The organism is Variovorax sp. Root434, from assembly GCF_001426595.1.
Taxonomy (GTDB): domain Bacteria; phylum Pseudomonadota; class Gammaproteobacteria; order Burkholderiales; family Burkholderiaceae_C; genus Variovorax.
The window spans coordinates 341,434-364,882 of sequence record NZ_LMEK01000006.1; the positions used below are offsets into that span (position 1 = coordinate 341,434).

The following is a 23,449-nucleotide window of genomic DNA, read 5'->3' on the forward strand; positions in this document are numbered from 1 at the left end:
AACAAAAAAAGCTCCTTGCGGAGCTTTTTTCGAGGGTGGCGGTCAGCCGGGAAGGAGGCTCAGACGCGCTTGCGGTATTCGCCGGTGCGCGTGTCGATTTCGATCTTGTCGCCTTGCGACACGAAGAGGGGCACGGGCACTTCGAAGCCGGTGGCGATCTTGGCGGGCTTGAGCACCTTGCCCGAGGTATCGCCCTTGACGGCGGGTTCGGTCCAGGTGATTTCGCGCTCGACGCTGGTCGGCAGTTCGACCGAGATGGCCTTGCCGTCGTAGAACACCACTTCGACGGCCATGCCGTCTTCGAGGTAGTTCAGGGCGTCGCCCATGTTTTCGGCTTCGACTTCGTACTGGTTGTAGTCGGCGTCCATGCAGACGTACATCGGGTCGGCGAAGTAGGAGTAGGTGCAATCCTTCTTCTCGAGCACGATCTGGTCGATCTTGTCGTCGGCCTTGAAGACCACTTCGGTGTTGAAGTTGGCGATCAGGCTCTTCATCTTCATGCGCACGGTGGCGGAGTTGCGGCCGCCGCGGCTGTATTCGGTCTTGAGGACGACCATCGGGTCCTTGCCGTGCATGATGACGTTGCCGGCGCGGATTTCTTGAGCGATTTTCATAACAGGGTCTCTGGATGTTGGCCGCTCGGTGCACGGGGCTGCCGGCGACGCTTGCCGGCATTGTTGGCCCCGCGGTACAGGTCCCGCGGCAGGTTTAGCGGAGAGCATCTCGAATCGTTGAGATTCGGGCCGAAATCCGCAAAGCCCACTATTTTAGCTTTTTTGGCCGATCAGTTTCCGCAGTTGCGTGACCAGATCGTCCTGGGCGAGCAGCCGCGTGCGGGCGTCGAGTGCTGTTTCGAGCCACGGCCCCTGTGTTTCAGGCAGCGGCAGGGCACCGCCGACGAAGCCGTTCCAGGCGTGGTGGAAAAGCCGCAGCGAGGGCGGCGCGCCGAGCCAGTCCAGCCAGGCGTTCAGCTTGACGTGGTGGGCATCGTCGTCCTGTGGGTAGATCTGCCAGACCAGCGGCGCGCCGGCCCAGAGGGCGCGCACCAGCGAATCCTCGCCGCGCACGAAATTCAGCTCGCAGGCCCAGAGCAGGTGATCGAAATCGGGCTGCGTGAGATAGGGGAGGTATGAAATTGATAGCGCGCCGCGCCCGTGGGGCAATGGGGCGCCCCCAAAACAAGCCTGGACTGCCTGGGCGGCGCGGCCCGCCGTCACCAGCAGGCGCGTGGGTTCGGGGCCTTCCGCCAGCCGGGCGAGCAGAGCGGCCAGCGCAGGCGGCTCGTAGCAGAAGAGGGAGAGCAGGCGTTCGTCGGCTCGCCACGGGATCTGCCGCTCGGCCAGCCACTGCACCCGGTCGAAGCGTGCCCGGCGTTCCATCAAGTCGGGCTCGCGCAGCAGCCCGCCCGTGGCGGGTGTGAAGCCTGGATAGAAAAAGCGCTTGGTCAACCCGGCGCCGGGCCCTTTGAACACCGGCGATGGCAGCCCGTGCAGCCGCTCCACGTATGGCTCGGCCGACAGGTACTCGAGATTGATCCACGCCAGGCCCGGCCTTTCGGCGAAGCGGGCAATCGACTCCGGCGCCGGCTCGCAGCCGAAGGCTTCTATCAGCACGTCGGGCGCAGGCCCCGCTACGGTAGCCTGAAGCGCAGAGGCGTCGAGCCAGTCGATCACCTCCACGCCGTCGCGACCAGTGCGAGCCTCGGGCGCCATCCAGCGCAGCGCCGCCGCATCGTCGATCCACAGCCGCACGCGTTCGCCGAGCGCAGCCAGCTGGCGGGCCAGCCGCCAGCAGACGCCGAGGTCGCCGTGGTTGTCGATGACCTTGCAGAAGATGTCCCATTGCCTCGATTGCATGGGCGCGAGTGTGCCCGTGTTCGCGGGCGGTGCTTGCTATGCTGTCCGGCACAACCACCACCGGAGAGAGAACCCATGAGGATGAAGACCTTCCGTGCCGCGAGAACCGTGCTCGCCGTCTCGCTGGCCCTGTGCGGCATGACCGCTGCCATGGCGCAGACGCAGACCCCGCCGGCCCTCACGCCGCAGCAGCAGCGCTTTCACGACATCTACAAGGAGTTGATCGAGATCAACACCAGCCATTCGGTGGGCGACAACACAGTGGCCGCGCGCGCCATGGAAAAGCGCTTGATCGAATCCGGCTTCGCGCCCGGCGACATCCAGATCTTCGAACCCTTCCCGAAGAAGGGCAACCTGGTGCTGCGTTTCAAGGGCGACGGCAGCAAGAAGCCGCTGCTGCTGCTGGCCCACATCGACGTGGTCGAGGCCCGGCGCGAAGACTGGAAGACCGACCCCTTCAAGCTGCAGGAGACCGGCGGCTACTTCACCGCGCGCGGTGCCATCGACGACAAGGCGATGGCCTCGGCGCTGGTCTCGGTGATGGGGCAGCTGAAGCAGGAGGGCTTCAAGCCCAAGCGCGACATCATCCTGGCGCTGACGGCCGACGAAGAGCGCGGCGATGCGCTCAGCAACGGCGCCTTCTGGCTCATCAACAACAAGCCCGAGCTGCTGCAGGCGGAGTTCGGCATCAACGAAGGCGGCGGCGGCGAGCTGCGCGGCGGCAAGCCCAACCTGCACCGCATGCAGGTGGCCGAGAAGATGTACACCACCTACATGTTGGAGGTGCGCGACGTGGGCGGCCACAGTTCGGTGCCGACCAAGACCAACCCTATCTATGCGCTGTCCGCTGGGCTTGAGCGGCTGGGCAACTTCAGCTTCCCGGTGAAGCTCGCGGACGTCACGAAGACCTACTTCGCGCGCAGCGCACCGTTCGCCACCGGCCAGCTGGCCGACGACATGCGCGCGGTGGGCGCGGGCAACCCCGACGCAGCGGTCATCGATCGCATGTCGGCCAACCCGGCCTACAGCGCGCAGTTCCGCACAACTTGTGTCGCGACGATGGTGCAGGCCGGCCATGCCGAGAACGCGCTGCCGCAATCGGCCAAGGCCACGGTCAACTGCCGCATCCTGCCGCACGACGATCCCGAGGAAGTGGAGCGCCTGCTGACCCAGGCGGTCGGCAACGACAAGATCGTGGTGCGCAACATGGGCAAGCCGCTGCGCAGCCCGGCGTCGCCGCTGAACGGCGACCTCGTGAAGACCGTGGAGTCGCTCACACAGCAGATGTGGCCCGGCGTGCCGGTGGTGCCTGCGATGAGCACCGGCGCCACCGACAGCCGCTTCATGCGCAACGCGGGCATCCCGATGTACGGCGTGACCGGCATGTTCCTGGAGCCGTCCGATGCGCGCGCGCACGGGCTCGACGAGCGCATCGAGATCCAGCGGCTTTATGACGGCCGCGAGTTCCTGTACCGGCTGGTGTCGGAGCTGGCGAAGTAGGCGCGCCGATGAGCGACGCCTGCGAGCACTACTTCGTTCAGGCCAACGCCCTCAGGGCGTGAAGGTATCGCCCAGCACGATGCCTTCGCGCCGCGGGTCGGCGCCGCCTGTCAGCACGGTCTTGCCGCCGACGCTGGTGCGGATGATGGTGCTCACGCCGCTGGACTGCGCCGAGACCGACACCTTGTGACCCAGTCCGATCAGCCCGGCGACCAGCGGGTCGTTGAGGCCCGAGTTCGTCGCGTCGATGTTCGGATGCTCGCCGCCGACATTGGTGGTCACGCTGTTGGAGGCGCCGAAGTCGACCAGTGACGTGGCCTGCTGGGCGTCGAGCCCCCAGTCGAGCGCACCGACCAGCGTCTTCACGACGTACTGGATGATGGTGCCGCCGCCCGGCGAACCGGTGCCCATGACGAATTCGCCCATGTTGCCATCGGCCTGCTTCCTGAATACCAGCGTCGGCGCCATCGTGCTGCGCGGGCGCTTGCCCGGTGCGACGCGGTTGGCCACCTTGATGCTCGGATCGACCGTGTCGTTCGGGTTGGCCGAGAAGTCGGTCAGCTGGTTGTTCAGCATGAAGCCCTGCGTCATGTGGAACGAGCCGAGCGTGCTTTCCACTGTGGTGGTCATCACCACCACGTTGCCCTGCTTGTCGACGATGGTGAAGTGCGTGGTGCCATGCTCCTCGGTCTTGTCGATGCCCAGCGGCACCGCGCCCAGGTTGCCCGCCTGGGCAACGCCCATGCTCTTCGCCAGGCTGATGAGGCTGGCGCGGCTCTGCAGATAGGGCTTGTTGATCAAGGTGTCGACCGAGCCGCCCGGCAGCGGGACGAAGTCGGTGTCGGCCACGTACTTGTCGCGGTCTGCATAAGCCAGGCGCTCGGCCTCGCTCACCAGGTGCACGCCCATCACGGTCGGCTTGCCTCCCTCGATGCCGATGGCGGTCGGCTTGTACAGGCCCAGGTTGAAGGTCTCGAGGATGCCCAGGCTCGCCACCACCGCGATGCCGCCCGAGGACGGCGGCGACATGCTGCACACGTAGTAGTCGCGATAGGTGCCGCAGACCGGGTCGCGCCGCTTGGCCTTGTAGTTGGCCAGGTCGGCCAGCGTGGTCTTGCCGGGGGTGATGGCCGAGCCGTCGTTCGCGGCGGCCGTGACGCCGATCTTGTCGACGATACCCTGGGCGATGTCGCCCGTGTAGAAGGCGTTGGCGCCTTGCGTCGCGATGGTGGTCAGCGTCTTGGCGTAGGCCGGGTTCTGCAGGCGGGTGCCCAGCGCTTTCGGCGTGCCGTCGGCGTTGAAGAAGTAGGCCGTGGCCTCGGCGTCGCGCTTGAGGCTGGCGGCCGACGACGAGATGGCGGCGGTCATGCGCCCGCCGATCAGGAAGCCGTCGGAGGCCAGCGTGATGCCGTAGCCGAAGAGGTCTTTCCAGGGCAGCTTGCCGTGGTCCTGGTAGGCGATGTCGAGCATGCGCACCGCGCCGGGCGTGCCGATCGAGCGACCGCTGGCGCGCGCGCCGCCGGGCTTGGGCAGGCTGGTGTCGGTGGCGTCGTCCACGTAGCGCAGGTAGTTCTCGGTGGCCGCGGCGGGCGCGGTCTCACGGCCGTCGTAGGCCTGCACCTTCTTCGTCGCGGCGTCGTAATAGAGCATGAAGGCGCCGCCGCCCAGGCCGCTCGATTGCGGCTCGACCAGCCCCAGCACGGCCTGCACGGCCACCGCCGCATCGACCGCGCTACCGCCGGCCTTCAGCACGTCGCAGCCGGCGCGCGTGGCCAGCGGGTGGTTGGCGACGACCATGTAATTCTTCGCGTAGACCAGCTTGTGCCCCGGCGCGTAGCCCGAGGCCGCCTCGGGCGCGGCCGGATCGCCGGCATCCCCCGAGCCGACCACCACGGAGGAGTTGCCGGTCGAGGTGAGGCAGCCGTTGTCGGGTGCGGGCGGGGCGGGCTGCTGGGCCGGCTGGTTGGCCGCGTTGATCGCGGCGATGGTTGCAAGAGTCGTTGCCGTGTCTTGCGCGTCATTGCGGGAGGCGCCGCCGCAGCCCGCGAGGCTCAGCGAGAGCGCGATGGGCGAGAGTGCCCACCAGGCGCGCCGGTTGTTCTTGTTCATGCAGATTTCCCGAATAGATATGTTGAAAAACCCGGGCGCTCCTCGCGCCCGTGGCCATCTTCAGCAGGTTTCATTCCAGCCGCGCCGGGGTTTGCGCGCAGGCGGGCGCCGGGCCGCGTGCCGCGCGCCACAATAGCTGCCATGTCAGACGTGCATTCCGATCAATTGCTCAGCGAAGTCGCGGCCCTGCCGCAGCTGCCGGGCGTCTACCGCTACTTCGACGCGGCCGGCGCGGTGCTCTATGTGGGCAAGGCGCGCAACCTCAAGAAGCGGGTCGCCAACTACTTCCAGAAGAACCACGGCGGCACCCGCATCGGCCACATGATCTCGAAGATCGTGCGCATGGAGACCACGGTGGTGCGCTCCGAGGCCGAGGCGCTGCTGCTCGAGAACAACCTGATCAAGACGCTCAAGCCGCGCTACAACATCCTGTTTCGCGACGACAAGAGCTACCCCTATCTCAAGATCGCGTCGCACCAGTTCCCCCGGCTGGCGTACTACCGCGGCGCGGTCGACAAGAAGCACCGCTACTTCGGGCCGTACCCGAGCGCCTGGGCGGTGAAGGAATCGATCCAGCTGCTGCAGAAAGTGTTCCGCCTGCGCACCTGTGAAGACACGGTGTACGCCAACCGCACGCGGCCTTGCCTGCTGTACCAGATCAAGCGCTGCAGCGGGCCGTGCGTCGGCTACGTCGCGCCCGATGCCTATGCGCAGGACGTGGCCAGCGCCGAGGCCTTCCTGATGGGCGATACGCAGCTCGTCCTCTCCAAGCTCGAACAGCGCATGACGGCGCACGCCGAGAAGCTCGAGTTCGAGCAGGCGGCCGAGCTGCGCAACCAGATGTCCGCCATCTCACGCGTGTTGCACCAGCAGTCGATCGAGATCGCGTCCGACAAGGACGTGGACATCCTGGCCGTGAAGGTGCAGGGCGGCAAGGCCTGCGTGAACCTGGCGATGGTGCGCGGCGGCCGGCACCTGGGCGACCGGCCGTACTTTCCCGTGCACGTGGAAGACGCGGCGCAGATCCATCACGGCGAACTCGACGATGAGGAAGAGGGTGGTCCGCCCGCCGCGGCCGACCCGATCGAGGTGCAGGTGCTCGAGGCCTTCATTGCCCAGCACTACATCGACGTGCCGGTGCCGGCCACGCTGGTGCTGAGCGAGCAGGTGGGCCGCGAGCTGATCGAGGCGATTTCGCTGCAGGCCGGCACGCGCGTGACGGCGGTGTTCCAGCCGCGCGAGCAGCGCCGGCACTGGCTCGAAATGGCCGAGACCAACGCCAAGTTGCAGCTGGCCCGGCTGCTCGCCGAGGAGGGCTCGCAGCAGGCGCGCACGCGCGCGCTGGCCGATGCGCTGGAGCTGGCATCGGACGACCTCGACAATTTCCGCGTCGAATGCTTCGACATCTCGCACACCGCGGGTGAAGCGACGCAGGCTTCATGCGTGGTGTTCGAGCACCACGCCATGCAGAACAAGGAGTACCGCCGCTACAACATCGAGGGCATCACGCCCGGCGACGACTACGCGGCCATGCGCCAGGTGCTGCACCGCCGCTACGGCAAGCTGGCCGAGGCGATGGCGGCCGAGACCGACGCCCTGCCTCCGGGCGACGCCGAGAGCGACGGCAGCGAGGCGCCGGTGAAGATCAAGGCCGCGCGCATGCCCGACCTGGTGCTGGTCGACGGCGGCAAGGGGCAGGTGTCGATGGCGCGCGAGGTGTTCAGCGAACTGGGCCTGCCGCTGTCGCTGATCGTCGGGGTCGAGAAGGGCGAGGGCCGCAAGGTCGGGCTCGAGGAACTCGTGTTCGCCGACGGCCGCGAGAAGGTCTACCTGGGCAAGGACTCGGCCGCGTTGATGCTGGTGGCCCAGATCCGCGACGAGGCGCATCGCTTCGCCATCACCGGTATGCGGGCCAAGCGCGCCAAGGTGCGGGTCGGCGGCAGCCAGCTCGAAGATATTCCGGGCATCGGCCCGAAGCGGCGCGCGCGGCTGCTGCAGCGCTTCGGCGGCATCCGGGGCGTGGCGGCGGCGAGCGTGGAAGACATCGCGTCGGTCGAGGGGATCGCCTCCGACCTGGCGGAGGAAATCTACAAGGCCTTGCATTGAGGGCGTGACCCCGCTGGGGGTTAATGCCGCCATGACACAATCAAGCGATGTTCTGGACCCTGCCGACCATCATGACCTGGACGCGCATCGTCGCGATCCCCCTGATCGTCGGCGTGTTCTACCTTCCGATCAGCGAGCCGATGCGCAACCTGATCGCCACGGTGATGTTCATCGTCTTCGCCGCCACCGACTGGCTCGACGGCTTCCTGGCGCGCCGGCTCAACCAGACCTCGGCCTTCGGCGCCTTCCTCGATCCTGTGGCCGACAAGTTCCTGGTCTGCGCCTCGCTGCTGGTGCTGGTGCATCTGAACCGGGCCGACGTGTTCGTGGCGCTGATCATCATCGGCCGCGAGATCGCCATCTCGGCGCTGCGCGAATGGATGGCGCAGATCGGCGCGAGCAAGAGCGTGGCGGTCCACATGATCGGCAAGGTCAAGACGACCGTGCAGATGATCGCCATTCCATTCCTGCTTTTTGACGGGCACCTGTTCCGGGTGATCGACACCGGCGTCTGGGGCCAGTGGCTGATCTGGATCTCGGCCGTGCTCACGATCTGGTCGATGGTGTACTACCTGCAGAAAGCCATTCCGGAAATCCGGGCCCGCACCAAATGACCGCGGCGGCCACGGTCCGCAGCGCGGGCTGGCTGCGGGCGATGCCGGCGGTCTTCGTGTTGATCTGGAGCACCGGCTTCATCGTCGCGCGCTACGGCATGCCGTATGCGCCACCCCTCAAGTTCCTGGCCGTGCGCTATGCGTTGTCGCTGGCCTGCTTCGGCCTGTGGGTCGCGCTCGCGCGGGTCGCGTGGCCAAAGCAGCGCGCGCAGTGGGGGCACCTGGCGGTCACGGGCATCCTGATGCAGGCCGGCTACCTGGGCGGTGTGTGGGCCGCGGTGCGGGAAGGCATGGGCGCGGGGCTGGTGGCGCTGCTGGTCGGCATCCAGCCGGTGCTGACGGCGGTCTGGCTGTCTTTCCACGGCGGCCGCATCTCGCAGCGGCAGTGGGTCGGGCTGGGGCTTGGTTTCGCGGGCCTGGTGCTCGTGGTGCTGCGCAAGCTCGGGCAGGGCGGCGAGGTGAGCGTGCTGACGATGGCGCTCACGCTGATGGCGCTGGTATCGATCACGGCGGGCACGCTGTACCAGAAGCGCTTTGTCGCGCCCTGCGACGTGCGCAGTGCAAGCGCGGTGCAGATGGCGGCCGCGCTGCTCGTCACATTGCCCTTTGCGGCGCTGGAGTCGGAGAGCATCCAGTGGAACCTGCACTCCGGCGGCGCGATGGCTTGGTCGGTGCTGGCGCTGTCGCTGGGCGGCAGTTCGCTGCTCTACATGCTGATCCAGCGCGGCACGGCCACGGCCGTCACGAGCCTGCTGTACCTGGTGCCGCCCTGCACGGCCGTGATGGCGTGGCTGTTGTTCTCCGAGCCGATCACGCTGGTGACGGTGCTGGGCATTGCGCTCACCGCGGTGGGCGTGAGCCTCGTGGTGCGCAACGGCCGCTGAACGTCGGCGCTTTTCTCTTCAGCGCGTATCGGCCTTGCCCGGCTTCCAGGGCTCGCCGCGAAACTGTTCCACCAGGTGATCGACCAGCAGGCGTACCCGCCGCGGCGTCTTCGGCCGCCAGGGCGCGATCCAGTGGATGTCTGCTTCCGTCATCGCGTATTGCGGCAGCACGCGCACCAGTTCGCCGCTCGCGAGTTGGGGTGCGATGTCCCACAGGCTGCGCAGCATGACGCCATGCCCGGCCACGCACCAGTCGCGCACCATCTCGCCCGAGTTGCTGGCCAGCGGCCCCTGCACACGCACGCGCGCCGTGCTGCCGTCGCGCACATGGCGCAGGGTCCAGAGTGCGTACTGGCGCTGGCTGGCATCGCCGTTCTCGCGCGCGACCAGGCAGTCGTGCGAGGCCAGCGCCTCGACGGTGCCCGGCGTGCCGCGGCGCTTCAGGTAGGCGGGCGAGGCGGCCAGCACGCGCTGGTTGCGCGCGATGCGCCGCGAGATCCAGTCGGCCGCACGGCGCTGCTGCACCGCCCAGAGCCAGACCGCGCCGTCGTAGCCCTCGGCGCCGAGGTCGGGCAGTTGCTCGGTCAGCAGCAGTTCGATCTGCAGTGCAGGGTGCCGCTCCTGGAAGGCGGCCAGCGCCGGCCCCAGCCAGCGGCGGCCGAAGCCGAAGGTCGCGGCCAGGCGGACGGTGCCGGTCAGTTCGTTCTGGCGTTCTCCGAGTTCGCTTTCGAGCGCGGCGAAGCCGTCGAGCAGCGCTCGCGCATGCAGGCAGACCGCCTCGCCCTCGGCCGTGACGCTGAGCCGCCGGGTGGTGCGCTCGAAAAGGCGCTGGCCCAGGCGCGCCTCCAGCGCACCCAGCCGCTTGGTGATGACCGAGGGCACGACGTCGAGCGTGGCCGCTGCGCCCGCCAGGCTGCCCTGGTCGCGAATGGCCAGCACCAGTGCCAGGTCGCCACGATCCATCGAGAGAGGATTCATGCCATATCGGAAAGTATGAATTGGCTGATTGTTGCTTGATGATCGTCCGGGCGCAACGCACAATCGTTTGCGTGACGGCTTCCTTCCTCTCCTTTCCCACTTTCGACATCGAGCGCAATGGCGTGCGCATCCACGGCCGTATCGGCGGGCGCGGCGCTCCCTTGCTGTTGCTGCACGGCCATCCGCAGACGCATGCGGTCTGGCATCGCGTGGCTCCGGCGCTGGCCGAGCGGTTCACCGTGGTCGCCGTCGACCTGCGCGGGTATGGAGATTCTGGCCGGCCGGCGGCCGATGCCGAGCACATCGTCTACAGCAAGCGCGAGATGGCGCTCGACGCGCTCGCCGCCATGCGGCACCACGGTTTCGAACGTTTCGGCGTGCTGGCTCATGACCGCGGCGCGCGCGTGGCGCACCGGCTCGCCGCGGACCATCCCGCCGCAGTCGAGCGGATGCTGCTGCTGGACATCGCACCCACGCTCGCGATGTACGAGCACACCTCCGAAGCCTTCGCCAAGGCCTACTGGCACTGGTTCTTCCTGATCCAGCCGCCGCCATTGCCCGAGGCGCTGATCGCGTCCGACCCCGTGCGCTACGTGCGCAGCGTGATGGGCGGGCGGCATGCCGGCCTCGCGCCCTTCGCGCCCGAGGTGCTGGCCGAATACGAGCGCTGCGCCGGCATCGCGGGCACGGCCGAATCCATCTGCGAGGACTATCGCGCCTCCGCCACCATCGATCTCGTGCACGACCACGCCGACATCGCCGCCGGCCAGCGCCTGGCACAGCCGCTGCGCGTGCTGTGGGGCGAGCACGGTGCGGTCGGCAAGGCCTTCGACGTGCTCGCGCTGTGGCGCGAACGCGCGGCAGAAGTGTCGGGCCGCGCGTTGCCGTGCGGTCATTACGTTCCCGAAGAAGCGCCGGGCGAGTTGCTCGCCGAGGCGCAGGCATTCTTTTCGCCTTTCACCCATCTAGAACGAGCAGGAGCCACACCATGAGCACCCACAGAATCGCAGTCATCGCCGGTGACGGCATCGGCAAGGAAACCATGCCCGAGGGCCTGCGCGTGCTCGATGCTGCGGCGCGCAAATTCGGCATCGACCTGAAGTTCGACCACTTCGACTTCTCGAGCTGGGACTACTACGAGAAGCATGGCCAGATGCTGCCCGACAACTGGAAGGACCAGATCGGCGGGCACGACGCCATCTTCTTCGGCGCGGTCGGATGGCCCGAGAAGATCGCCGACCACATCTCGCTGTGGGGCTCGCTGCTGATGTTCCGCCGCGAGTTCGACCAGTACATCAACCTGCGTCCCGCGCGCCTGATGCCCGGCATCATCGCGCCCGTGGTGCGGCGCGACGGCACGCCGCGCGAGCCCGGCGAGATCGACATGTACATCGTGCGCGAGAACACCGAGGGCGAATACTCGAGCATCGGCGGACGCATGTACCAGGGCACGCCGCGCGAGATCGTGGTGCAGGAAACCGTGATGTCGCGCATCGGCGTCGACCGGGTGCTGAAGTTCGCCTTCGAGCTCGCGCAGTCGCGGCCGAAGAAGCACCTGACCAGCGCTACCAAGTCGAACGGCATCTCGATCACCATGCCGTACTGGGACGAGCGCGTGGCGGAGATGGGCAAGAACTACCCGGGCATCAAGCTCGACAAGTTCCACATCGACATCCTCACGGCGCACTTCGTGCAGCGGCCCGACTTCTTCGACGTGGTGGTGGCGAGCAACCTGTTCGGCGACATCCTGTCGGACCTGGGGCCGGCCTGCACCGGCACCATCGGCATCGCGCCGAGCGCCAACCTGAATCCCGATCGCACCGCGCCGTCGCTGTTCGAGCCGGTGCATGGCTCGGCGCCCGACATCGCCGGCAAGGGCATCGCCAACCCGATCGGGCAGATCTGGTGCGGCGCGATGATGCTGGAGTTCCTGGGCCACAAGCAGGCGCACGACGCCATTCTTTCGACCATCGAAAAGGTGCTCGCGCCCCAAAGCGGAGCGCCGCGCACCCCCGACATCGGCGGAACGGGCAGCACCAGCGACGTGGGCAAGGCGATCGCCGCCGCCCTTTGAGCCGCCCTGAAAAAGGGCTTCACGAAAGGCCTCTAAAATCGCGCGCTCCGCTGATCGGCATGGCCTCGCGTCTTATTGACACCCTGCAGACCAGTGGTTGTAATCCTCGCTGGCAGCGCGCTGCCGAGGCGTCAGTCTTGCCAGGCTCTGGGGTCGCATCGTTTGCGGCCAGGTCGCAGCTGACGGAAGCCGACCAACTTTTTCCTACAAGGGGCCCTTGTGAACAAGACCGAACTGATTGAGCACATCGCAAAGAACGCCGATATTTCCAAAGCCGCAGCGACGCGTGCACTCGAATCCACTATTGGCGCCATTCGCACCACGCTCAAGAAAGGCGGCTCCGTTTCGCTCGTCGGTTTCGGCACTTTTGCAGTAGGCAAGCGCGCGGCCCGCACCGGCCGAAATCCCCGCACCGGCGACGCGATTAAAATCAAGGCAGCCAAGATCCCGAAGTTCCGTCCGGGCAAGGCGCTGAAAGACGCGCTGAACTAAGACGTTAGACTCGGAAAGTATTCCCGGTGGGGTGCTTAGCTCAGTTGGTAGAGCGGCGCCCTTACAAGGCGTAGGTCGGGGGTTCGAGCCCCTCAGCACCCACCACCCGAAATACTATTAAAATCAAGGGCTTAGAGCGATCTAGGCCCTTTTTCTTTGCCCACTTTGCCGCCCGGAGTGACAGCCTAGAACAGCCTTTGCCAACCAAAAACAGCGATCTACCACCCGTGCGAATCGCGTAAAGTGCGTAGCTTCACGGACACGCGGGGAGCAACATGGCGGGGAAGCGGCAGCGGCCGAATGGCTGGGAATACGTCATCAAGCGCGCTGGCTTGCTCGACAAGCCGATCTATCTCACCTTTGCCGATGAGACTGAGGGCGATGCGTTCGTCGCTCGGGTCGAGAAGCTGCTCGATAAGGGCATAGTGCCCACAGAGCTGCAAGTACCTTCGCGCATCGTCACCATCGCCGACCTCGTGCGAGAGTACGAGCGTGATGCGCACCCGAAGTCAAAGGATCGGGCCGCGCTTGGAACGATCATCAAGACCAAGGGGGCGGCCCGGCTGACTGCCATCACGGCCGGCTGGGTCGATGACTGGATCTCGGAGATGAAGCGCCTCGATAAGCTTGCTCCGGCCACCATCCGCGCGAAGGTGGGGGCATTGGCACGCTGTACTGACTGGGGCATGCGCAAGGGTCACTTGGTGATGCCCGACCACCCGCTGCGCACGCTGCCCGATGGCTACGCCCAGTACACCAAGACCGATGCGGCGCTCGCCGGCGGCGCCCGGGTTGATGTCGAGCGCGATAGGCGTCTGGAGCCTGGTGAATTCGAGCGGGTTTCCGCGGTGATCGTCGGCGGCATCCTTCCCCGGAAGCAGCGGCCTTTGACGTTGGACGATCCGAAGGGCCTCTGGTGCCTTTTCGTCCTGGCCGTAGAGTCGGCAATGCGGCTGCGCGAGATGTTCACACTGACGCTCGATCAGATCGACCTCGGCAAGCGCACGGCCTTCCTCGACAAGACGAAGAACGGCGACAAGCGACAGGTGCCGCTCTCCAGCGTGGCCGTGCAGGCGCTGACAGCCTACTCAGAGATTCGAGTTGCGGCCGGTGCAAAGGGGCGCGATGTCATGTTTCCGTGGTGGGATGGAGACACCAGTTCGACAAAACTCGACAGAACTTCGGATTATTTGTCGAAGCTGTTCATCGGGATTTTCGAGGCGGCGAAGTGTCCGGGCCTGAAGTTTCACGACCTCCGGCACGAGGCAACGAGTCGTCTTTTCGAAAAGACGACTCTCTCCGAAACTCAGATCATGAAGATCACCGGCCACAAGTCGCACCGCATGATGATGCGGTATGCGAACCTACGAGGCAGCGACCTGGCGGCGCGGCTTTGGTGACTTTGAGGGCCTACGCATCCGCGCTGCGGTGTCTCGAATGACCGCGTTCTCGATGAAGTCGAGCACGTCCTTCGTCATCATCACGTATGCACGGCCGACCTGGGCGGCGGGCAGCTCGCCCTTGTGGATCATCTTCTTCACCGTCTCCGGGTGAATCTTCAACAGTTCGGCCGCGCCTGGCACGTCCACGGTAAGGGTCATGGTCGGCCTTTCGGGATGATCGTGTGCTTCGCGACCCATTCGCGCATATGGGCCCAGCGCTGGCGAGCGATTTCGTCGGCAGACGTTTCTACGCGCACGTCCCTGCGGTGACGCCCGTACTCGGGGTAGTAGGGGCGCACCGGGCCGCAGAATTCCACGTCGACCCATTTGTGCGATTCGATGTGCTCGTCGTTCTCGTAGACGATTTCGCGCACCATGGCCGGAGCGAGGTTGAAGGCCTTGGCGACTGCATCCCAGTCCTCGGGGTCGATAGGCTCCATGCCGAGGCCGCGAGCTTGGCCCAGCACGCCGAGCGTGCAGAACTCGCCTTCTTCCGTCATCAATGATTCCGCGGCCAGCGTTTTGGCCGGCATAGCATCCAGCGCCTTCGCCAGCTCGTGCAGCGCAGCCTGGCCGCGTTTGCCTTGGATGGCACGCCTTACGGCGCCGCGCCAGAGGCCGCCAGTGCCGTCCTCGTCGTAGTCGTCGCTGTATCCGCTGCGGCTCATGCTGCGCCGCCTTTCGAGCGAGCCTCGATACGATCGGCGTTTCCGATGGCTGCGATTGCAAGGGCGGCGATCTTCACTAGGCGGTCGCGGGGCCGGCAGGCTTGAGCGCTGAGCTGGCATAGTTGCTTTTCGAGGTAGTGCGCCCATGCGGCGGCGCCGTGCCCGTCATCGTGGTCCGCGCCGCCCCACTGCTCATCCTGTCGATTGCATTCGGCGCTCACGTCGCGGAAGGCCATCAAGCGGCGCCACCTTGTGCCATCGAGCGTGTCGCAGAAACTCGTCGTCAGTTCGTCATTGACGTTAACGGGACGGCGACGCGTGCGAGGTGGAGCGACTGGCTTCCAGCCTGCCGGCGGCGCGTATCCGATGTAGGCGTGCAGCTTGCCGTCGTGAACGAGCTGTGCGATTCGGGAGTCGATGGCACGGTGTATGTCGGCGACCGTGTGCGGCATGCACGGTTCGTCGCAATCGTGATCGCATTCCCCGCAGCCCGGCCAGTCACCGGCGTGGCTTGCGATGGCCTTTGCCAATGTGGCTTCGTCCCAGTCGTTGACCGTGCGTTCGCTGGCCCAGTCAAATGCGGCCTTCACGATGGCCGAGATTGCTGCGTCGCCCAGCTGTGCTTCGGGGGTGATGTTATTCGTCAAAGCGAACTCCTTGTGCGCTCGGTTGCGCGGTGATGTGCTTGCGGTGAGGGCATGCGATGTGGCTGCACTCGACGGCTCCGCGCGCGACGGCGCCCATTGCGTCGCCGCGGCGGGCGCATCCGTTGCACGCGGTGGGGAGGGGCGGCGCCGTGTAGATCGGGCCGGCGAGCGGGTGCGGCGTGCCGGGCACGTCGTGCACGCGAAGCGGGCTGGTGCAGATGGCTTCAGGCGGTGCCATGCGATGCCTCCCCTTGTGCGACTGCGCGCGCCTGGCTTGCGGCCTGGCATCGGATGAGGTGATGGGAAATTCCTGCGGCCTCGGCCATCTGCTGCGGCGTGCTGTGGCGCAAGATTTCTTCGTAGACCTCCAGTCCGGCGGCAATGGCTTGCAGGCCGAGTCCGTCGAAGCCGTAGTGACCATGCCGGCCGCGAATGCCGTCGCAGCGGATCATTGCGTCGCGCGCGGCGGCCAGCGGTGCGACGCAAACGGGGTCGATCTGCTCGGCGCGCACGAGGCCGACATTGATGCAAGCCGCGAGGCGGTCGAACATGTCGTCATCCATCGTGCCGGCGCGGAGCTGGCAGAAGGCATCGTGCAGCTTCGTCATCGTTTCCGTGACGGTTTCGGCGGGCGTGTCCTGCCGAGCTTGCACGAGCAGCGCCCAGATGGCGGGGTCCACGCGGGGGATGTGCGGGCGGCGCTTCATGCGGCCTCCATGATTCCGGTGATCACATCGCGCGCGACCGGTGGGCACACGGCATTGCCGAGCATGTGCATAGCGGCCTTGTGCTGCGGTGGGAGCTGGTAGTCCGCGGGGAAGCCCATCGCGGCGCGCGCTTCGTCGGCACGCAGCATCCGCATGCGGTTGCCGCGTACCACGCCCCAGCGGTCAACTGTGGTGATGGTGCCGATGGGGCGGCCGAGGCTTCGACCGGTAAGGCCCGAGCCGCTGCTGTAGTACGGGATCAGGAAGCGACCGCAGCCGAGGTCTTTGCGGCCTTGGTGGATGCGCCGCAATGTTGCCGGGCTGCGCTTCGCGGTGCGGATAGGCGACCACTTGCCGGCGTCGAAATTCACGATGGCGCTCGCGGGCGTGTGCTCGCGTTGGGGCAGCTTCAACGTGATGGGGTGCTTGCTGCGCGTGCCGACGATGAAGAGGCGGCAGCGGTGCTGCGGGACGCCGTGATTGGCCGCATCGATCACCATCGGTGCCAGCGAGTACCCGAGGGCTTCTGCAGCGAGGCACCACGCACGATAGAGCACCCAGTCTTCGAACTCGGGCACGTTCTCAACGATGAACACCGGAGGCCGGTGATGCTCGACGGCCGAGATAACGGCAAACGCGGTGCTGCGCAGCGCGTCGTGGTGCGGCTTTTCCTTGCCTCGTGCCGGGCTGTGACCTTGGCAGGCGGGGGAGGCCAGAAGCAGATCGTGAGCGGGCACGGTGCGCCAGTCGGTCTGTTGCAAGTCTTGGCATGCGTGCACGGTGTGGGGATGGTTCGCGGCGTGGATCTTCACGGCGGCGGGCCAGTGGTTCGCGGCCCACACGACGGTGCAGCCTGCCAGCTCGGCGCCAGTGGTGAAGCCGCCGGCACCTGCAAAGAGGTCAACGGTTTTCACTTCTTGGCCCCCAGTCCAGCGAGCGTCCGGCGAACCTGCAACGACAGATACCGGTCGTGGAATTCCGCGCGCCAGTCCTTCCACGTCTTGACCTCGCGCTCGGGCGAGTCGAGGCGCACCCATTCGGCGGGCGCCACGGGCTGCACCGTGCCGTCGCCGAGGATGGGCCACGGAAGATGCCGCGAGGGATCGTGCGGGGTGAGGTCGCGCCGCGCAGTGGCGAGGGCCTGCGAGTCGATGGAGCGCAAGAGCTGTTTGTTGCCGGCGAAGACGGAAAGCAGCTTGAAATGTTCGCGCACGGTCTTGGCGTGATCGGCTTCGAACATCGTCCAGGCCTCAATGCCTGCGGTTCCCATGCTGAAGCCGTTCACCGCCTGCTTGGCGGGGCTGATGAGGTCGTTCGTGTAGGCCTCGTGCGCGTCGTGCATCAGCGCTGCAATTTCCACGAACACCGAGGCGCCAGAACGGCGGGCGATGTCCGCGCACAGAAGGCTGTGCTCGGCCACGCTGTAGGGGCGCGAGGTGGCGCCGTTGAACTGGGCCACGATGGCCAGATGATGAGCAACGTCCTCGATGTTCACCGGGCGGCCACACGCGGCGAGTGCGGCCGGGCCGGCGAGGTGGTACTCGGCGCCGCTGGCGGTGAGCATCCACGTCATTGCGACACCTCCGCAATGCTGTGTGCTGCGTTGGCGCGAAGAGCTTCGCGGTGCTCGTTGTAGAAGCGCATGAACGCTTCGCCGGCTGGATCGGCAAAGGGATACCGGCATGCGTCGTTGGGCGTCTTGCCCTCTTCGGCGGCGGCCTTGGCCTCGCGTTCGATGGTGGCGAGTGGGGTGATGGGGAAAGGCATGTCGTTGTGCTCGTGATGCCGCTGCTACGCGGCTTGAGGTGCGGCGGGCGCGCGTGCCGGCATCAGCTCGCATGCGCGGATGGCGGCGTGGATTTCCGGCGTGTGGACGCCGGGCATCGACCGGGGATTGATGAGTTCCAGGCGCAGCGCGTCGCCGGCCTTGAGTGCGGGATGCCTTGCGCGCCATGCGGCGGCCTCGGGGCCGATCCAGCGCACGACGTAGCCCTCGACAGCGCGAGGACCTTGGTTGTCGACAACGCGCATCTTCAGCACGAAGTCGCCGGCATCGTTGCGGTGCTCGGTGACGGCGGGGCGCGAGGGGTAGTCCTTTCCCACGAAGAAAAGGCCGGTGGTCGTTGTCGTCACGCTTGGGCACCTCGCTTCATCTCGGCGGCAGCGCGCTTGAGCGTCTTGCGGATGTCCGTCGCGAAGCTCGGCGTGTAGTGGAAGCGGTGGTCAGAGAGGCCGCCGACCGGACCGGTGCGCAGTGGCTGCTTGGGCCGGCGCGGGCGTGGGGAGGTAATCACGATCATGGAGTGCTCCAGCCATAGACAACCATCGCGGCGAGCACGATGGGCAGGACGATGAAGACCGCCACCGCGGCAGCGGTCGCGAGGGCGCGCGGGGAGGGCGCAACAGGCGATGTCCTCATGAGGCCATTGCCGGTTTGGTGGAGAGAGGTCGAGCGCATGGCTGGCCTTTCAGAAGGGGCAGGCCGCGACGGCGCGGCCCGGGGTTGTGAGGGCGATTTCGAGCGCGATATCGAACACCTCTTCGTCAGAGGCGCCGTGCCGGCTCGCGAGCAGGGCCGCGCTCATCGGGTTGCGCTCGCAGTACGGCGAACCCGGGCGGTGCTCGTAGTGGTATCCGCCGCACCGGCACAAGCGATGACCGGTTTCGCGCAGGTGCTGCGTGAAGAGGCCATAGCTGCGGCGGCGCGTGCGGCACTCGGGGCAGCGGAAGAGGAAGGCCACGCGATCAGCTCCTGCGAGTCTTCGCGACCGTGGCGCGGCCGGCGAGGGCAAGGTGCCGGGTGTTGACGGCGAGGCCCTGCCAGTACGTGTACATAGGCGGCTTGCGCGTTTGATAGGCATGCACAGCGCTCTCGCGGCATGCACGGCTTATCACGCGAAGCATCCTCACGAGCGCGGTGCGTGCCTCTGGTGGGAGCGCATCAAATTCATCGCGCACCTCGGGCAGCTTCAGCATCGGATTGCGTACATCGGCGCGGTTGCTGCGGACGGACGGGGCGGGCGTGGGGTGCGCGGCGCTCATGTCTTCACCTGCCGAAGCGAGAAGTTGACGTTCGCGAGCGCGTCGCAAAGCGGCTCGGTCACGAGCGAGCCATACCCGGCCTCTTGGTAGGTCGCGATTGCCTCTGTAATGGCCTTCGCTGCCAGAGCTGCTGCCAACTGCGCCTTCAGCTCCGCGAGGCTGGGAAGGGTGGTTTTGCTCGCGGTGCTCATGCTGCGACTGCCTGCGCAACAGGTGCCGGCGTGGGCGCCTCGGCCTTGGCAACATCGATGGCGAGCACGAGCGAGCGCCCGTGTTTAAGCTTCACCTGTTCTTCTTTGCTGCCCCACGTCTTGCGCTCGATTTCGCGGAAGCCGAGTTCGACGAGCGCGGCAAAGAGCTTGTCGTCGCCCGAACACACTGCAGGTTGAATCCGCAGCGTCTTCCCGTGGTCGTAGGTGCAGAGGTTGCGATGCGCGAGGTTGATTCCGCGCGCGGCGAGTGCCGGCAGAAACTGGTCGAGAAGACCGAGCTTCACGCGCAGCGCCTTGATTTCGGCGAGGCGTCGGCGGTTCTCGTAGTCGGCCGTCGCGATGGCAAGCTCTTCGAGGGTCTTCGGCTCACGGCCGCAGAACTTCAGATGCGTCTGCCACTCGCTGATGAGGCGAACGGGCGCGTTCATGCCGCACCTCGTGCGGTGATGTTGAGGGCGTCAATCTCGCCGTTGAGGACGCGCGCGCGCTCGGCGAATTCCGCGGCCATCGGATGAACTGGTGCCTCGCCTTCGGCGTAGCGCTCGACAGATGCGTCAGCCAGACCGGGGAGGTCGATGCTTCCGGCCTTAAGTGCCCTTTCTGCGAGTGGCACACCCATGGCTTGCCACGTTGTGACACCTGCCAGCTTGCAGCGATAGAACGCCTGGCGGCGACGACCGTTGATGCGCATCCAGATTTCGACGCGCGCCGAACGGGTCGCTACAAAGGGCGCGGTGCGGCCCGAAGCCGCGTGGTTGGTTTGCACCCGAGCCATTGCTTAGCCCTCGATGCGGGTCGCTTCGATCACCGGGCATCCGGTAACGCGAAGGGCGATCTCGAGTGCTTCAGCCGCGTTGACCGCGCGGAACTGCACGAACGGCGCGGCGCCGGTTTCCGAGGGGTTGAGATGGCCGAGCGCGTCGCGCGGCGTATACGTGCAGCGGTAGCGGCGCTGAGCCACAGCCTGTGTGGTGGGCGCGCGTCGATGCGCTACTCGCGCGGCTTTGTTTCGTCCAATGAGGTCCATGTCCATCTCCGTGTTGGGATGGACAAATAGTAGCTATGCTGCTTTTATAAGACAATAGCAATGCTGCTTCTGTTACAAAATAAAGTAGCAAGGCTGCTTTTAGGTGCCTGGTGCTCTGCAGCCCATGCGGTCGCACTCGCCTTGATAGCGATCCACAAGTCGATCTGCTCCAGAGACGCGGTTTTGACAGGTAGTTGCGGCGGCTTGCATTTCGGCCGCAATGGCCTGATCGCGAGTCGCGCCTGCAAGGTTGTTGTTGTTCGACGAGGCTTGCCGCGCTTGGATCGCTCGCTGTTCTCGTTCGCACGAATTGCGGATGCGATCAGCGTCGAGCTTGGCGTCGTTCAGGCGGACCCAGCGTTCGCGCTGCAAACGCTCCTCGGCGAGCGTATCTGTGAAGGACTTTTTTTCACCCGCCTTTGCGGTGGCCGCCTGGGGTGTGGCGGTATTTTGCGAGGCGTTCGGCGCGTCGCCCGATGCAGGCCGAACGTCCAATTTCGTTCCGCTGCCGCTGGCGCATGGCGTCTGCTGGAACTGAAGTTTGCCGGTTGAGTCCGGGCATTTGTAGACCTGCGCCGAGGCCGATGCCATGGCAAGAGCCAGCGGCAAGAGTGCGAGCAGTTTCATTTTCTCCTCCGTCGTATTCGTGTTTTCAAGCGAGTGCTTTTCTACCACGGCGACGCGAGAGGAGGAGGTAGTGCTACAGCTTTGCGCCCATCCAAACTGCCCGGCCGATGATTTCGACGTGGTGGCTGTTGTCGATGGGAATGTCGGGATTGCCGTCCGGGTTGTCAGAGCGTGCCACCCATCCAGACGGGGATTGAACAAGCCGTTTGACGATCAGATCGTCGCCATAGGCCATCGCAAAGATGGAGCCCGTGCGTGGCTCGCGATTGCGCGTGTTCACCAACAGCACCGCGCCGTCCACGATGGTTGGCTCCATGCTGGTGCCGACGACGTGAACGATTCGAGCTGACTCTCGTGATGCCCCGCAAGACGAAAGAAAGTCGCGGCGGAATTGAAGCGAACCCTCGACTTCTGCAACGACCGCCGCTGCGCCTGGGCCTGCCGAGAGGCGCACCGTCAAGCGTTGGACTGCGACAAATTCCGCATCCACGTCCGAGGGTGGGTGTGCCCCGATGGCCTGAGCGGCGCCCGCAATCTGCGCGGCAATAGTGGGACTGAACTGGTCGATGGGCACATTCAATCCACGAGAAAAGTTCGTGGCTTGCTCGATGTTCAGCGGGCGACGGCCGTGCAGGTAATGCCCAAGGTTGGCTTGGGAGCGAAGCCCGTACTTGGCTGCGAAATCGTCCTGCTTCAGCCCGCCCGCAGCCCTGTATGCCTTGTAGAGGGCAAGCAGTCGCGCTGCGTCTTCGCGCTGCCAGCTTTCGAGTGAGTTGTTGTCGTCGTTGTTCACCGGGAAAACTGTAGCGACGCTATTTATCTTGACAAGCAGCATCGCTATTAAGGTAACATAGCAGCAAAGCTACTAAATTGATATGCACCACCTGAAACCCATTCGCGAGCGTCTCGGAGTGACGCAACAAGTGCTGGCCGATGGAATCGGTTGCACGCAGGGCAACGTAGGTCACTACGAGAGAGGGCAGACGCTACCCCCAGAGATGGCGGCCAGAGTGATTGCTTTCTCCGCATCGCGTGGCTTGCGCATTGGCTATGACCACGTTTACGGGGACGCGCTGCTCCCGGTGTTGTGTGCGGAAGGAGCGGAAACAGCGGGGGGTGCTGGGTGCGCTCGAAAGGCGGGTGTTCATGCATGAGCCATCCCAAGGCACGCACTCGTTGCCATGTGCCATGCCGCCGCTTTCGGTCAGGGTTGCGGAGGTTGTCCTCGTTGAATGCCAGCGCGGCGAGGGTGAGCTGCGCCGGTCCGTTCTTCAGATTTTCCATCCCAACGGCGATTTGCTCGCGGAGCACGACCGCATCCACGAAGACCCTGTGTATGCCTCGTACTTCCTGCGGGACGCGCCCGCGAATCTGTGCGCGAAAGGTCCGCATGAAGGATAGCGCGGCAACATTCCCGGACATCAGCGTGCTCGATCGCATCCACGGTGCCGTCAGGATTCTCAAGGTGTCCAGCATCCTGCGCAGCGCGTTTGGATTTGGCGCCACCCGACGAGATCCACCGGTCGATCCTGCCGGTGCGACCTTGCCCCTTGAGCCGCGCCCCCTTACGGGCGGGCCTGGCACATCGGTCGCGATGGACGATACCTCGGCCACGAGCGAATTCATGATGGTCGCACTGCCGGCGTGGCTCTCTCCACGTCGAGCGGGAAGTTCAGAACGCGAGAGCAAAGCTGCTCCATCGCGGCGCGCTCGCGCATCGATTGCAGCCCGTGTGCGCTGGCGCTGCTGTTCGTTATCTCGATCCACGCGGCGACGGACTCGCGATTCAGGTCCGGCTCGACTTCCAGCAACAGCACGAGCTGCTGCAGGAATTGCTCGATGGCGTCTATGCGCTCCGCAACCGTGGGGGCTGCGGCTTCCGTGGCTTGGGGGCTGTTTTTCAATGAGGTTTGCATGAGAACGAATATCTCAATCGACGAGGCGCATGGCTATGGCGCCGACGAGCCCGTGCCCGACAAGCTTCGCGGTCACGATGCCGCCGTCGCTGCCTATGACACCGCGCATGGCTACTCCGGTGGCATTGGCGCACTTGCCAAGCGCATGAGTCACAACCCGAACACGTTGACGCACAAAGTCAACCCGCAGAACAAGACCCATCACCTCACCCTACGGGATGCCATCGAGATGCAGTGGCAAAGCCGCGACTTTGCCATCCTGCACGCGATGGCCGGCGAGCTTGGTCATACCTGCAGCCTCGCCACGCCGGTGTATGCCGAGGGCGAACCGCTCGACACGCTCGTGCGTCTGCAGATGGCCTATGCCGACTTCGTGCAGGCGATGGGCGAGGCGCTGCTGCGCCGCGAAGTCGGCGTCTCCCGCAATCAGATGCGCAAGGCCGAGCACATGGCGGCCGAGCTGTCGGCACACATCGGGCACAGCCTCGGCGCGCTGCGCGGCCTCATGCGGGAGGCACCGAAGGTATGAGCGTGGGCGCAATGCCTGA

34 protein-coding genes and 1 tRNA gene are annotated in these 23,449 nt (G+C 65.8%); 11 read left to right on the plus strand and 24 right to left on the minus strand.

Features of this window, described 5'->3' with window-relative positions:
• Window positions 1-59 precede the first annotated feature (59 nt).
• Window positions 60-614, minus strand: a complete 555-nt coding sequence (gene efp, locus ASD05_RS08290) for an elongation factor P (protein WP_007830687.1) — start codon at window positions 612-614, stop codon at window positions 60-62.
• Between the two features lie 153 nt (window positions 615-767).
• Entirely contained in the window at window positions 768-1,856 is a 1,089-nt protein-coding gene (earP, locus tag ASD05_RS08295; RefSeq protein ID WP_056590209.1) for an elongation factor P maturation arginine rhamnosyltransferase EarP, read from the minus strand.
• 75 nt (window positions 1,857-1,931) lie between these two features.
• Between earP and ASD05_RS08300 the strand changes: the two genes are divergently transcribed.
• On the plus strand, window positions 1,932-3,356 hold the full coding sequence (locus tag ASD05_RS08300) for a M20/M25/M40 family metallo-hydrolase (protein ID WP_056590212.1): 1,425 nt from the start codon (window positions 1,932-1,934) through the stop codon (window positions 3,354-3,356).
• Between the two features lie 51 nt (window positions 3,357-3,407).
• Here ASD05_RS08300 and ggt read toward each other — a convergent pair whose 3' ends face one another.
• On the minus strand, window positions 3,408-5,465 hold the full coding sequence (ggt, locus tag ASD05_RS08305) for a gamma-glutamyltransferase (RefSeq protein ID WP_056590215.1): 2,058 nt from the start codon (window positions 5,463-5,465) through the stop codon (window positions 3,408-3,410).
• A gap of 141 nt (window positions 5,466-5,606) precedes the next feature.
• Here ggt and uvrC point away from each other — a divergent pair, with 141 nt between their 5' ends.
• From uvrC to ASD05_RS08320, 3 genes are read left to right on the plus strand one after another with little or no spacing between them, the layout of a single operon-like run.
• Window positions 5,607-7,571 carry an excinuclease ABC subunit UvrC gene (uvrC, locus tag ASD05_RS08310; RefSeq protein WP_056590218.1) on the plus strand — a complete coding sequence of 655 codons (1,965 nt, stop codon included), beginning with the start codon at window positions 5,607-5,609 and terminating at the stop codon, window positions 7,569-7,571.
• A gap of 47 nt (window positions 7,572-7,618) precedes the next feature.
• Window positions 7,619-8,185: a CDP-diacylglycerol--glycerol-3-phosphate 3-phosphatidyltransferase gene (gene pgsA / locus ASD05_RS08315; protein WP_007830693.1), complete on the plus strand. Its 567-nt coding sequence runs from the start codon at window positions 7,619-7,621 to the stop codon at window positions 8,183-8,185.
• The gene (locus ASD05_RS08320; RefSeq protein WP_056590221.1) at window positions 8,182-9,069 is read left to right on the plus strand and encodes a DMT family transporter; all 888 of its coding nucleotides are present in this window, start codon (window positions 8,182-8,184) and stop codon (window positions 9,067-9,069) included. The genes pgsA and ASD05_RS08320 overlap by 4 nt, the downstream gene beginning before the upstream one ends.
• 18 nt (window positions 9,070-9,087) lie before the next feature.
• On the opposite strand, the gene ASD05_RS08325 is transcribed toward ASD05_RS08320, so the two are convergent.
• Window positions 9,088-10,047 carry a LysR family transcriptional regulator gene (locus ASD05_RS08325; protein ID WP_082572004.1) on the minus strand — a complete coding sequence of 320 codons (960 nt, stop codon included), beginning with the start codon at window positions 10,045-10,047 and terminating at the stop codon, window positions 9,088-9,090.
• A 71-nt stretch (window positions 10,048-10,118) separates the two neighbouring features.
• Between ASD05_RS08325 and ASD05_RS08330 the strand changes: the two genes are divergently transcribed.
• The 5 genes from ASD05_RS08330 to ASD05_RS08350 all read left to right on the plus strand — a co-directional run bounded on the left by ASD05_RS08330 (window position 10,119) and on the right by ASD05_RS08350 (window position 14,013).
• Window positions 10,119-11,039, plus strand: coding sequence for an alpha/beta fold hydrolase (locus ASD05_RS08330; RefSeq protein WP_056590227.1), 921 nt, complete (start codon window positions 10,119-10,121; stop codon window positions 11,037-11,039).
• On the plus strand, window positions 11,036-12,121 hold the full coding sequence (locus ASD05_RS08335; protein WP_056590230.1) for a tartrate dehydrogenase: 1,086 nt from the start codon (window positions 11,036-11,038) through the stop codon (window positions 12,119-12,121). Before ASD05_RS08330 ends, ASD05_RS08335 begins: the two co-directional genes overlap by 4 nt.
• A 219-nt stretch (window positions 12,122-12,340) precedes the next feature.
• The gene (locus tag ASD05_RS08340; protein WP_007830705.1) at window positions 12,341-12,613 is read left to right on the plus strand and encodes an HU family DNA-binding protein; all 273 of its coding nucleotides are present in this window, start codon (window positions 12,341-12,343) and stop codon (window positions 12,611-12,613) included.
• Window positions 12,614-12,642: 29 nt separating this feature from the next.
• Window positions 12,643-12,718: transfer RNA gene (locus tag ASD05_RS08345), tRNA-Val, on the plus strand.
• A gap of 170 nt (window positions 12,719-12,888) precedes the next feature.
• Window positions 12,889-14,013 (plus strand): site-specific integrase, encoded by a 1,125-nt coding sequence (locus tag ASD05_RS08350; RefSeq protein WP_056590234.1) that lies wholly within the window; start codon window positions 12,889-12,891, stop codon window positions 14,011-14,013.
• Here the strand turns inward: ASD05_RS08350 and ASD05_RS30350 are convergent.
• From ASD05_RS30350 to ASD05_RS08425, 19 genes are all read right to left on the minus strand, one after another.
• On the minus strand, window positions 13,978-14,214 hold the full coding sequence (locus ASD05_RS30350; protein WP_056590238.1) for a helix-turn-helix domain-containing protein: 237 nt from the start codon (window positions 14,212-14,214) through the stop codon (window positions 13,978-13,980). The two genes, ASD05_RS08350 and ASD05_RS30350, sit on opposite strands and share 36 nt — an antisense overlap.
• The gene (locus ASD05_RS30355) at window positions 14,211-14,723 is read right to left on the minus strand and encodes a hypothetical protein (RefSeq protein WP_056590240.1); all 513 of its coding nucleotides are present in this window, start codon (window positions 14,721-14,723) and stop codon (window positions 14,211-14,213) included. Before ASD05_RS30355 ends, ASD05_RS30350 begins: the two co-directional genes overlap by 4 nt.
• Window positions 14,720-15,370: a hypothetical protein gene (locus tag ASD05_RS08365; RefSeq protein WP_056590243.1), complete on the minus strand. Its 651-nt coding sequence runs from the start codon at window positions 15,368-15,370 to the stop codon at window positions 14,720-14,722. Before ASD05_RS08365 ends, ASD05_RS30355 begins: the two co-directional genes overlap by 4 nt.
• Complete coding sequence (locus tag ASD05_RS08370; RefSeq protein ID WP_056590246.1) at window positions 15,360-15,608, minus strand: hypothetical protein; 249 nt, start codon at window positions 15,606-15,608, stop codon at window positions 15,360-15,362. Before ASD05_RS08370 ends, ASD05_RS08365 begins: the two co-directional genes overlap by 11 nt.
• Window positions 15,595-16,077: a hypothetical protein gene (locus tag ASD05_RS08375; protein ID WP_056590249.1), complete on the minus strand. Its 483-nt coding sequence runs from the start codon at window positions 16,075-16,077 to the stop codon at window positions 15,595-15,597. Before ASD05_RS08375 ends, ASD05_RS08370 begins: the two co-directional genes overlap by 14 nt.
• Entirely contained in the window at window positions 16,074-16,991 is a 918-nt protein-coding gene (locus ASD05_RS08380; protein ID WP_056590252.1) for a DNA cytosine methyltransferase, read from the minus strand. Before ASD05_RS08380 ends, ASD05_RS08375 begins: the two co-directional genes overlap by 4 nt.
• Window positions 16,988-17,650 (minus strand): HD domain-containing protein, encoded by a 663-nt coding sequence (locus ASD05_RS08385; RefSeq protein WP_056590255.1) that lies wholly within the window; start codon window positions 17,648-17,650, stop codon window positions 16,988-16,990. The genes ASD05_RS08380 and ASD05_RS08385 overlap by 4 nt, the downstream gene beginning before the upstream one ends.
• Window positions 17,647-17,844 (minus strand): hypothetical protein, encoded by a 198-nt coding sequence (locus ASD05_RS08390; protein WP_056590258.1) that lies wholly within the window; start codon window positions 17,842-17,844, stop codon window positions 17,647-17,649. Before ASD05_RS08390 ends, ASD05_RS08385 begins: the two co-directional genes overlap by 4 nt.
• Before the next feature lie 24 nt (window positions 17,845-17,868).
• Window positions 17,869-18,210: a hypothetical protein gene (locus tag ASD05_RS08395; RefSeq protein WP_056590261.1), complete on the minus strand. Its 342-nt coding sequence runs from the start codon at window positions 18,208-18,210 to the stop codon at window positions 17,869-17,871.
• Window positions 18,207-18,377, minus strand: coding sequence for a hypothetical protein (locus ASD05_RS30025; protein ID WP_157610032.1), 171 nt, complete (start codon window positions 18,375-18,377; stop codon window positions 18,207-18,209). Before ASD05_RS30025 ends, ASD05_RS08395 begins: the two co-directional genes overlap by 4 nt.
• On the minus strand, window positions 18,374-18,496 hold the full coding sequence (locus ASD05_RS30905) for a hypothetical protein (RefSeq protein ID WP_268810525.1): 123 nt from the start codon (window positions 18,494-18,496) through the stop codon (window positions 18,374-18,376). Before ASD05_RS30905 ends, ASD05_RS30025 begins: the two co-directional genes overlap by 4 nt.
• 49 nt (window positions 18,497-18,545) lie before the next feature.
• The gene (locus tag ASD05_RS08400; RefSeq protein ID WP_056590264.1) at window positions 18,546-18,818 is read right to left on the minus strand and encodes a hypothetical protein; all 273 of its coding nucleotides are present in this window, start codon (window positions 18,816-18,818) and stop codon (window positions 18,546-18,548) included.
• 4 nt (window positions 18,819-18,822) lie between these two features.
• Window positions 18,823-19,119, minus strand: coding sequence for a hypothetical protein (locus ASD05_RS08405; protein ID WP_056590267.1), 297 nt, complete (start codon window positions 19,117-19,119; stop codon window positions 18,823-18,825).
• A complete protein-coding gene (locus ASD05_RS08410) occupies window positions 19,116-19,310 on the minus strand; it encodes a hypothetical protein (protein WP_056590270.1) in 195 nt (64 codons plus the stop codon). The genes ASD05_RS08405 and ASD05_RS08410 overlap by 4 nt, the downstream gene beginning before the upstream one ends.
• Complete coding sequence (locus ASD05_RS08415; RefSeq protein WP_056590274.1) at window positions 19,307-19,759, minus strand: hypothetical protein; 453 nt, start codon at window positions 19,757-19,759, stop codon at window positions 19,307-19,309. Before ASD05_RS08415 ends, ASD05_RS08410 begins: the two co-directional genes overlap by 4 nt.
• Window positions 19,756-20,097, minus strand: a complete 342-nt coding sequence (locus ASD05_RS30030; RefSeq protein WP_157610034.1) for a hypothetical protein — start codon at window positions 20,095-20,097, stop codon at window positions 19,756-19,758. The genes ASD05_RS08415 and ASD05_RS30030 overlap by 4 nt, the downstream gene beginning before the upstream one ends.
• A gap of 12 nt (window positions 20,098-20,109) precedes the next feature.
• The gene (locus tag ASD05_RS08420; protein WP_157610036.1) at window positions 20,110-20,358 is read right to left on the minus strand and encodes a hypothetical protein; all 249 of its coding nucleotides are present in this window, start codon (window positions 20,356-20,358) and stop codon (window positions 20,110-20,112) included.
• A 99-nt stretch (window positions 20,359-20,457) separates the two neighbouring features.
• The gene (locus ASD05_RS29380) at window positions 20,458-20,985 is read right to left on the minus strand and encodes a DUF4124 domain-containing protein (protein ID WP_082572006.1); all 528 of its coding nucleotides are present in this window, start codon (window positions 20,983-20,985) and stop codon (window positions 20,458-20,460) included.
• A 73-nt stretch (window positions 20,986-21,058) separates the two neighbouring features.
• Complete coding sequence (locus ASD05_RS08425; RefSeq protein ID WP_162248885.1) at window positions 21,059-21,778, minus strand: helix-turn-helix transcriptional regulator; 720 nt, start codon at window positions 21,776-21,778, stop codon at window positions 21,059-21,061.
• Between the two features lie 82 nt (window positions 21,779-21,860).
• Here ASD05_RS08425 and ASD05_RS29385 point away from each other — a divergent pair, with 82 nt between their 5' ends.
• Window positions 21,861-22,139, plus strand: a complete 279-nt coding sequence (locus tag ASD05_RS29385; protein WP_082572007.1) for a helix-turn-helix domain-containing protein — start codon at window positions 21,861-21,863, stop codon at window positions 22,137-22,139.
• A gap of 468 nt (window positions 22,140-22,607) precedes the next feature.
• Here ASD05_RS29385 and ASD05_RS08435 read toward each other — a convergent pair whose 3' ends face one another.
• Window positions 22,608-22,901, minus strand: coding sequence for a hypothetical protein (locus ASD05_RS08435; RefSeq protein ID WP_056590284.1), 294 nt, complete (start codon window positions 22,899-22,901; stop codon window positions 22,608-22,610).
• Between ASD05_RS08435 and ASD05_RS08440 the strand changes: the two genes are divergently transcribed.
• The gene (locus ASD05_RS08440) at window positions 22,900-23,430 is read left to right on the plus strand and encodes a phage regulatory CII family protein (RefSeq protein WP_056590287.1); all 531 of its coding nucleotides are present in this window, start codon (window positions 22,900-22,902) and stop codon (window positions 23,428-23,430) included. The two genes, ASD05_RS08435 and ASD05_RS08440, sit on opposite strands and share 2 nt — an antisense overlap.
• The last annotated feature ends 19 nt before the right edge of the window (window positions 23,431-23,449 follow it).